This window comes from Planomonospora algeriensis (genome assembly GCF_977012225.1).
In genome coordinates this window covers 1-8161 of record NZ_CDRNDK010000300.1, presented here as the reverse complement: position 1 = coordinate 8161, position 8161 = coordinate 1, and the positions used below count along the sequence as shown (strand labels likewise).

The 8161-nt window shown below is 72.3% G+C and carries 4 protein-coding genes and 1 pseudogene; 3 read left to right on the top strand and 2 right to left on the bottom strand.

Annotated features, from left to right (window positions below):
- Positions 1 to 426 precede the first annotated feature (426 nt).
- Together ACWJ6R_RS25185 and ACWJ6R_RS25180 are read left to right on the top strand one after the other, a co-directional pair.
- A complete protein-coding gene (locus ACWJ6R_RS25185; RefSeq protein ID WP_449064603.1) occupies positions 427 to 3342 on the top strand; it encodes a DEAD/DEAH box helicase in 2916 nt (971 codons plus the stop codon).
- The gene (locus ACWJ6R_RS25180) at positions 3339 to 4172 is read left to right on the top strand and encodes an SWIM zinc finger family protein (protein WP_449064602.1); all 834 of its coding nucleotides are present in this window, start codon (positions 3339 to 3341) and stop codon (positions 4170 to 4172) included. The genes ACWJ6R_RS25185 and ACWJ6R_RS25180 overlap by 4 nt, the downstream gene beginning before the upstream one ends.
- 58 nt (positions 4173 to 4230) lie before the next feature.
- Here the strand turns inward: ACWJ6R_RS25180 and ACWJ6R_RS25175 are convergent.
- Positions 4231 to 5606: pseudogene (locus ACWJ6R_RS25175) on the bottom strand (GH1 family beta-glucosidase).
- A gap of 172 nt (positions 5607 to 5778) precedes the next feature.
- Positions 5779 to 7038: an RNA-guided endonuclease InsQ/TnpB family protein gene (locus tag ACWJ6R_RS25170; protein ID WP_449064601.1), complete on the bottom strand. Its 1260-nt coding sequence runs from the start codon at positions 7036 to 7038 to the stop codon at positions 5779 to 5781.
- A 522-nt stretch (positions 7039 to 7560) separates the two neighbouring features.
- Between ACWJ6R_RS25170 and ACWJ6R_RS25165 the strand changes: the two genes are divergently transcribed.
- A partial coding sequence (locus ACWJ6R_RS25165) for a LacI family DNA-binding transcriptional regulator (RefSeq protein ID WP_449064600.1) occupies positions 7561 to 8161 on the top strand: 601 nt, incomplete at its 3' end.

The following is an 8161-nucleotide window of genomic DNA, read 5'->3' as shown; positions in this document are numbered from 1 at the left end:
GGGGAGGGTTCGGGAGACCACGCCCGGCGGCGTGTCACCGCCGCCGGCGGTGACGGCGTCACGGCGTCACGGCGTCACGGCGTCTCCGGAAACTGTACGGTTTCCGGGGACGCGGGGAGGATGCGACGGTGTTGGTGATTCACGGGGTCTGGGTCGGCGACCGGTTGGCGCTCTGGGCGGAGGATCCGTCCCGCCCCGCTCTGGGCGTCTCCCGGGCGAAGGTCCGCCCGCATCCGTTCGCGGCTCCGGCGGCGGAGATCGCCGCCCGCCTGCGGCACTGGGGGGGAGGCCGCGACGGCGGCCGGGGGCAGGGCCGTCGCGGACGAGCTCGTCCTGCTCCTGCCGAGCTCGGTCCGGGGCCCGCTGCCCTCCCCCGAGTCCGGGCTGGAGGCCGCCGCCCGGCAGCCGAGGATCGCCTCCTGGCGGGTGCCCGCCCTGCTCGTCGAGCCCGGCGCGGCACTGGATCTGCTCGACCGCCTCGATGAGACGACCCGGCGCCCCGCGGAGGAGCGCGAGCCCGGCGGATCCCCGGACGGGGCCGACAACCCACCAGTACCGGGAGCGTCCCTGCGTTATCTCACCGTCGTCGTGGAGTACGCGCGCGAGCTGATCCGCCGCGGCCAGGTGCTGCCCCAGCTCGTCGCCGAGGAGGAGGGCCACGCGGCGCGGTGGCGGCCGGTGCTGACCGGCCCCTACGCCGACCGCTTCCGCGAGCTCGCCACCGCGATGCCTCCCGTCTGCCGGGCCGCCGAGGAGGAGCGGCCCTCGGCCCACGTACTGGTGGAGGCCCTGGCAGGCCTCACCGACGCGGCGGTACGGCGGGCGCTCCCCGACCGGCTGCTCGGCGGCCACCGGCCGGGGCGCCGCAGTCCGGTCGCGGACCGCTGGACGGTGGCGCTCACCGGGGAGGACGCCGTGCTCGGCGTGCTGACCCGGGCCGAGGCGGACAGTCTGGCCCTGCCGCTTCAGGAGTGGTTCAGGTCGGCGCACCGGCTCGACACGGCGGTCAGGGTCTGCTTCCGCCTGACCGAACCCGAACCCGGTTCCCGGCTCGAACCGGCGTCCGGACCGGCCCCGCGAGCCGATCTCGTCGCAGAGTACGGCGGGCACGGTGAGTCCGGTGAGTCCGGTGAACGCCGCGGGCGCGGCGGGTCCCGCGGCAGGCCCCGCGGCCGGTCCGCGCAGCCGCCGGACGGCGCGTCCTGGCGGGTGGAGTTCGCCGTCCAGTCGTCGCAGGACCCGAGCCTCTACCTGCCGGCCCCGCTCGTCTGGGCGGGCGAGACCGCCCCCGGCCTTCCCGCCCGGCCCGACGAGGCGCTGCTCGCCGGGCTGGGCCGGGCGGCGCGGCTCTACCCCGCGCTGGAGGAGGCGCTGCGCACCCCCGCGCCCTCGGAACTCGTCCTGGACACCGCGGGCGCGTTCCTGTTCCTGCGCCGGACCGCCCCGCTCCTGGCCGCCGCCGGGTTCGGCGTGCAACTGCCCACCTGGGCGGGCCGGACGCAGCTGGGACTCAAGCTCACCGCCCGCTCCCAGGAGACCGGCCCGGGAGCGGCCTCCGGCCAGGGATTCGGGCTGGATCAGCTGGTGGACTTCCGGATGGACCTGGCCATCGGCGACGAGACGGTCGACGAGGCGGAGCTGGCCGAGCTGGCCAGGCTCAAGGTGCCGCTGGTCCGGGTGCGGGGCCGCTGGGTCGAGCTGGACGACCGGCAGCTCGACGCCGCGCTGAAGGCCGTCGAGAACCGCCGGGCGGGCGTGATGACGGTCGCCGAGGTGGTCCGGGAGGTCGTCCGGGGCGGCGACGACGGAGTGCCGCTGGTCGAGGTGGACGCCGACGGCCTGCTGGGGGACCTGCTCTCCGGCGAGGCGGACCGCCGGCTGGAGCCGATCGCGACCCCTGCCGCGTTCTGCGGCGTGCTCCGGCCGTACCAGGAGCGCGGGCTGTCCTGGCTCGGCTTCATGTCGGGCCTCGGGCTCGGCGGCGTCCTCGCCGACGACATGGGCCTGGGCAAGACCGCGCAGACCCTGGCCCTGCTCCTGGACGAGCGCGCCGACGGCGCCCGGCCGGACCCGACCCTGCTGGTGTGCCCGATGTCCCTGCTCGGCAACTGGCAGAAGGAGGCGGCCAGGTTCGCCCCCTCGCTCGACGTCTACCTGCACCACGGCGCCGCCCGGTTGCGCGGTGACGAGCTGGCCGAACGGGTGGCTCAGGCGGATCTCGTGCTCACCACGTACGGCACCGCGCTGCGGGACCGGGAGGCCCTGGCGGGTCCCGCCTGGGCGCGGGTCGTCTGCGACGAGGCGCAGGCCATCAAGAACAGCGCCGCCCGGCAGGCGCAGGCCGTACGGTCCCTCCCGGCGCGGAGCAGGCTCGCGCTGACCGGCACGCCGGTCGAGAACCACCTGGCGGAGCTCTGGTCGATCATGGAGTTCTGCAACCCCGGCCTGCTCGGTTCGGCCAAGGCGTTCCGGGAGCGCTACCAGGAGCCGATCGAGCGGCACGGCGACGAGCAGGCGGCGGCCGCGCTCCGGCGCGCCACCGGGCCGTTCGTGCTGCGGCGCCTCAAGACCGACAAGACGATCATCTCCGATCTGCCGGACAAGATGGAGGTGAAGGTCTGGTGCAACCTCACCCCCGAGCAGGCCACGCTCTACCAGGCCGTGGTCGAGGACATGATGTCGAAGATCGGCGACAGCGAGGGCATCGAGCGGCGCGGCAACGTGCTCGCCGCCATGACGAAGCTCAAGCAGGTCTGCAACCACCCGGCCCACCTGCTCAAGGACGGGTCGCGGCTGCCCGGCCGGTCGGGGAAGCTGGCCCGGCTGGAGGAGCTGGCCGAGGAGATCGTCAGCGAGGGGGACAAGGCGCTGGTGTTCACCCAGTACACCGAGTTCGGCGCGCTGCTCCAGCCGTACCTCTCGGCGCACCTGGACCGGCCGGTGCTCTGGCTGCACGGCGGGCTGCCGAAGAGGCAGCGCGACGCGCTGGTCGAGCGGTTCCAGCACGACGACGAGCCGATGCTGTTCCTGCTCTCGCTCAAGGCCGCGGGCACCGGGCTCAACCTGACCGCCGCCAACCACGTGGTCCACGTGGACCGGTGGTGGAATCCCGCCGTGGAGGACCAGGCGACCGACCGGGCCTTCCGGATCGGCCAGACCCGGAACGTCCAGGTCAGGAAGTTCATCTGCGTGGGCACCCTGGAGGAGCGGATCGACGAGATGATCGAACGGAAGAAGGCGCTCGCCGAGAGCGTCGTCGGCACCGGCGAGGACTGGATCACCGGCCTGTCCACCGACCGGCTGCGCGAGCTGTTCCGGCTCGGCCCCGAGGCCGTCGCGTGAGGGGGCGCAAGCCGTCCGGGCCCGCCCGGCCGGTCCGGATCGAGGGCGGCCTGCGGGCGCGCAACCGCCGGGGATCGATCGGCGAGCAGTGGTGGTCGCGCCGGTTCGTCGACATCCTCGAGCGGATCTGCGACCGCGGCAGGCTCAGCCGGGGGCGCACGTACGCGCGGTCCGGCCAGGTCCTCGACCTGGAGCTCGCCCCCGGGCTGGTCACCGCCCGGGTCCAGGGTTCCAGGCGCACCCCCTACCGGATCGGAATCGGGATCACGGCCTACCCCGCGGACGAGTGGCGGAGGCTCACCGGGGCGCTCGCCGCGCAGGCGCTCTACCGGGCGAAGCTGCTCGCCGGGGAGATGCCGCCGGAGATCGAGGACGTCTTCCACGAGTGCGGTCTGCCGCTCTTCCCCGGCGAGCACGACCTGGAACTGGAGTGCTCGTGCCCCGACTGGGGTTTCCCGTGCAAGCACCTGTCGGCGGTGCTGTACGTGCTGGCCGAGGCGTTCGACGACGACCCGTTCCTGGTGCTGGCCTGGCGGGGGATGGAACGGGACGCCCTGCTCCGATCCCTCCGCGAGGCGGGCGGCGGCGGGCTCGCGGCCCGGCCGGGGCTGTTCGACGTGGCCGACGTGCCGTTCGCCGAGCGGCTGGCGGACTTCTACCAGCCGGGCGTCTCCCCGGCCCGCCTGCGCGAGCACGCGCAGCTGCCCGACACCCCGCCCGACCTGCTGCTGCGCATCCTCGACGCGCCGCCGGTCAAGGCGCGGCACATCCCGATCCTGGACCTCCTGCGGCCCGCCTACCGCAGGCTCGCGGGAGACGACGACGCCTGAGACGAGGTCTCCCGGCCCCTTGGTCCCCCGCGCCGCTGCGGGCGCGGGGGGCGGGAGCTCACAGCTGCTCGGCGATGGCCTCGCGGTACCAGTGGTAGCTGGCCTTGGGCGTGCGCGCCTGGGTGGCGTAGTCGACGTGGACGAGGCCGAAGCGGGCGGCGTAGCCCCGGGCCCACTCGAAGTTGTCCAGCAGCGACCAGCAGAAGTAGCCGCGCACGTCCACCCCCGCGTCGATGGCCGCCGCGGTGGCGGCCAGGTGGTCGCGCAGGTAGGCGACGCGGCCGGTGTCGTCGAGCTCGCCGGCGTCGCCGTAGCCGTTCTCGGTGATGAAGACCGGCGGCAGCCCGGGGTAGCGGGTGGCCAGGCCGGTGAGGGTGTCGTGCAGGCCGCGCGGCTCGATGCGCCAGCCGAGCCCGCTGACCGGCGGCCCGTCCGGCGCCACCGTGCGCACGCCGATGTCGAAGGCCGAGCGCAGCGCCGGGTCGGGCTGCCGGTACGGCGCGTCGCGGCGTGGATCGGGTAGTAGTAGTTCACCCCGAGGAAGTCCAGCGGCGCCGAGATGAGCGTCAGGTCGCCGTCGCGGCGGAACGAGAAGTCGCTGATCTCCCCGTAGACCTTCGCCATGTCGCCGGGGTAGGCGGCGCCCAGCAGCGGCTCGGTGAACTGCCGGTTGACCATCAGGTCCATGCGGCGCGCGGCGGCGGCGTCCTCGTCCGACGGGCTCGCGGGCACCGCCGGGGACATGTTGAGGGTCACGCCGATCTGCTCGCCGGGGCGGGCGCTGCCCCGCATCCGGGCGACCGCCAGGCCGTGCCCGACCAGCAGGTGGTGCGCGGCGGCCAGCGCGCCGTGCCCCTCCTGGGCGCCGGGCGCGTGGCGGCCCTCGGCGTACCCGGTGATCGACGAGCAGTAGGGCTCGTTCAGCGTGATCCAGTACGGCACGCCGTCGAGCGCCCCGTGCACGGTCTCGGCGTACTCGGCGAAGCGCTCGGCGGTCTCGCGGACCCGCCAGCCGCCGCGCTCCTCCAGCGCCTGCGGCAGGTCCCAGTGGTAGAGGGTGACGAACGGGGTGATGCCGCGCTCGTTCAGCCCGTCGACCAGGCGGCGGTAGAAGTCCAGTCCCCGCTGGTTGACCCGGCCGCCCCCGTCGGGGAAGACGCGCGGCCAGGCCACCGAGAGCCGGTAGGCGCCGACGCCGAGGCCGGCCATCAGCTCCACGTCCTCCGGCCAGCGGTGGTAGTGGTCGCAGGCGGGGTCGCCCGACTCCCCCGCCGCCACCGCGCCCGGCACCCGGGAGAAGGCGTCCCAGATCGACGGGCCGCGCCCGTCGGCGTCGACCGCCCCCTCGATCTGGTACGACGAGGTGGCGACCCCCCAGACGAATCCCGGCGGGAAGAGCCGGCGCTGCCGGGCTCGCTCTTCGATGGCCGTCATCCCTTGATCGCTCCAGACATGATTCCTCCGATGATCTGTCTGCCGAGCAGCGCGAACACGACCAGCATGGGGATGGTCGCGATCACGGTGCCGGTCAGCACGAGTGCGAAGTCGGTCGTTTGACGCGCTCCCCGGGTCGAAGCCCGAGGATTCCGTCTGTGCCGCGTGCATGTCATGCGGTACTTCGGTGGCTTCCTGTTTCACCGACCGTGCCCCGCCGCCCCCGCTCATGCGCGGGCTTGAGGGTCTTACCGGTCTCCGCAGGCGTTTTCGGTCTCCGCTTCCCGCCCATCCCAGGCACGGGTTTCCGTCCAGCGGCGACCAGCCGCCTCCCGGCGGCCAACAGGTTCTTCGCGGCGTTGACGTCCCGGTCATGCACCGCCCCGCACGCGCACTCCCACTCCCGCACGTGCAGCGGCATTGCCTCCTGCCGCGCCCCGCAAGCCGAGCACAGCTTCGACGACGGGAACCAGCGGCCGATCCGGATGAACGTCCGCCCGTAGCGTTTCGCCTTGTACTCCAGCATGCCGGTGAACTGCGACCAGCCCGCATCGTGCACGCTCTTGGCCAGCCGGGTGCGTGCCAGCCCCGCCACCGCCAGGTCCTCGATGCAGATCACTTGGTTCTCGCGAACGAGCATCGTGGACAGCTGGTGGCAGAACTCGCGGCGCGCGTCGGTGATCTTCGCGTGCTGACGGGCGACCTTCGCCCGGGCCTTGGCCCGGTTTCTGCTTCCCTTCTCCTTGCGAGACAGGGCGCGTTGGAGCTTCGTGAACTTCTGCTCCGCCTGCCGCAGGAACCGCGGGTTGTCGATCGTGCGGCCATCCGACAGCACCGCGAAGTTCCGTAGTCCCAGGTCGATCCCGACCTCGCCGGTCACCTCGGGTAGCGGATCCTCCTTGGCCTCCACGACGAAGGAGGCGAAGTACCGCCCGGCCGCGTCCTTGACCACTGTGACCGACGACGGTTCGGACGGCAGGTCCCGTGACCATCGCACCGGGATGTCCCCGATCTTCGGCAGGCGCAGCCTCCCGCCCGCCGTGACCGTGAACTTGGCGTTCTTGGTGAACCGGATTGCCTGTCGAGCGTCCTTGCGGGAGCGGAACCGCGGCGCGCCGGCCTTCGGCCCCTTGCGCTGCCCGGACAGCGAGGCGAAGAAGTTGCGGTAGGCGGTGTTCAGGTCGGCGAGCGCCTGCTGCAGCACCACCGCCGACACCTCCCCCAGCCAGGCTCGCTCCGACGTCTTCTTCGCTGCGGTGATGACCCGCCGCGACAGCTCGGCGTCCCCGATGTACGGCAGGCCATTCGCGTGAGCTTCCCGACGTGCTCGCAGCCCGTCGTTGAACACCGTCCGGGCGCACCCGAACGCCCGTGCCAGCGCGGCGCGCTGGGCGGGGAACGGGTCGATCCGGTAGGTATAGCGGAGCTGCACCCCGCAGACATTACCATCCGTTTAACATTCGTCACGGAAACAGCAGAACCGGAAGATGCTGCTCCTACCGGGCGACCAAGCCGCGGCCGGGCTCCTACTTCGTCGGGAGCGTGAGCGGCGCACCGGTCAGCGTCCTGCATCGGCACATCGAGCGGCGGAACCGTCCTACCTGATCCGCCACTCGGCCGCCGCAACAACCGATCCGCCTTGCGGCGGATAGACCGTCTCCTGCTCGAGGACATTGCGACTCCTTTTCGCAACAGAAGCTAAAAATGTCCCAGAGATGCGAAGATGCGCGGCCGCGGGCAACACGCGACGGACGAGATTTCACAGACAAAAGGCCGCCCCTGTCAAGTAACGAATGCGCAACGCGGGGTTATGGCCATTCAACGGCGCGGAGATCCGCCCTTCTCCCCGCGGTGGCGGAGGTGGGGCCTTGACGCGAGGGGGACGGAGGGCTACGGTCCCGTGTAACCGGTTACATGAAACCGGTTACATGCAGAGATGCAATAGTGTGCGGTCGTGGCAACGATCAGAGAGCTGGCACGTCAGTGCGGCGTGTCGGTGGCGACAGTCTCCCGAGTCTTCAACAACCCCGAGGTGGTGAACCCCGACACCCGCCAGAACGTCCTCAGCGTCGCGGCGCGCATCGGCTACCTGCCGAACGAGTCCGCCCGGACCCTTGCCACAAAGAAGTCCTACATGATCGGCCTCGTCTGGGACACGCACCACCGGCGCCCCGGATGGCGGCACCCTTTTCTCCAGGAAATCCTCATCGGCCTGAAAACAGCGCTGAGCGAACGGGGATATCACCTTCTCATGCTCGCCACGAGCGACGGCGAGGGAAGCCACGACCGTGCCGTGAGAAGACACAATCTCGACGGCGTGGTCTTCATCGACAACGGCACGCAGGACCCCGCCCTGCTCCGGCTCGCGGAGAGCGGCGTGCCCTGCGTCTCACTGGACCGCCCGGTCACGGGGCCCCGGGCGACCCACGTCATCTCCGACAACGCCGGCGGCGCCCGCACCGCGGTGAACCACCTGTACGAACGGGGCAGGCGGGCGATCGCCACGATCGCCGGGCCGGGCCGTACGGTGCCGGGCGCCGCGCGGCTGGCCGGCT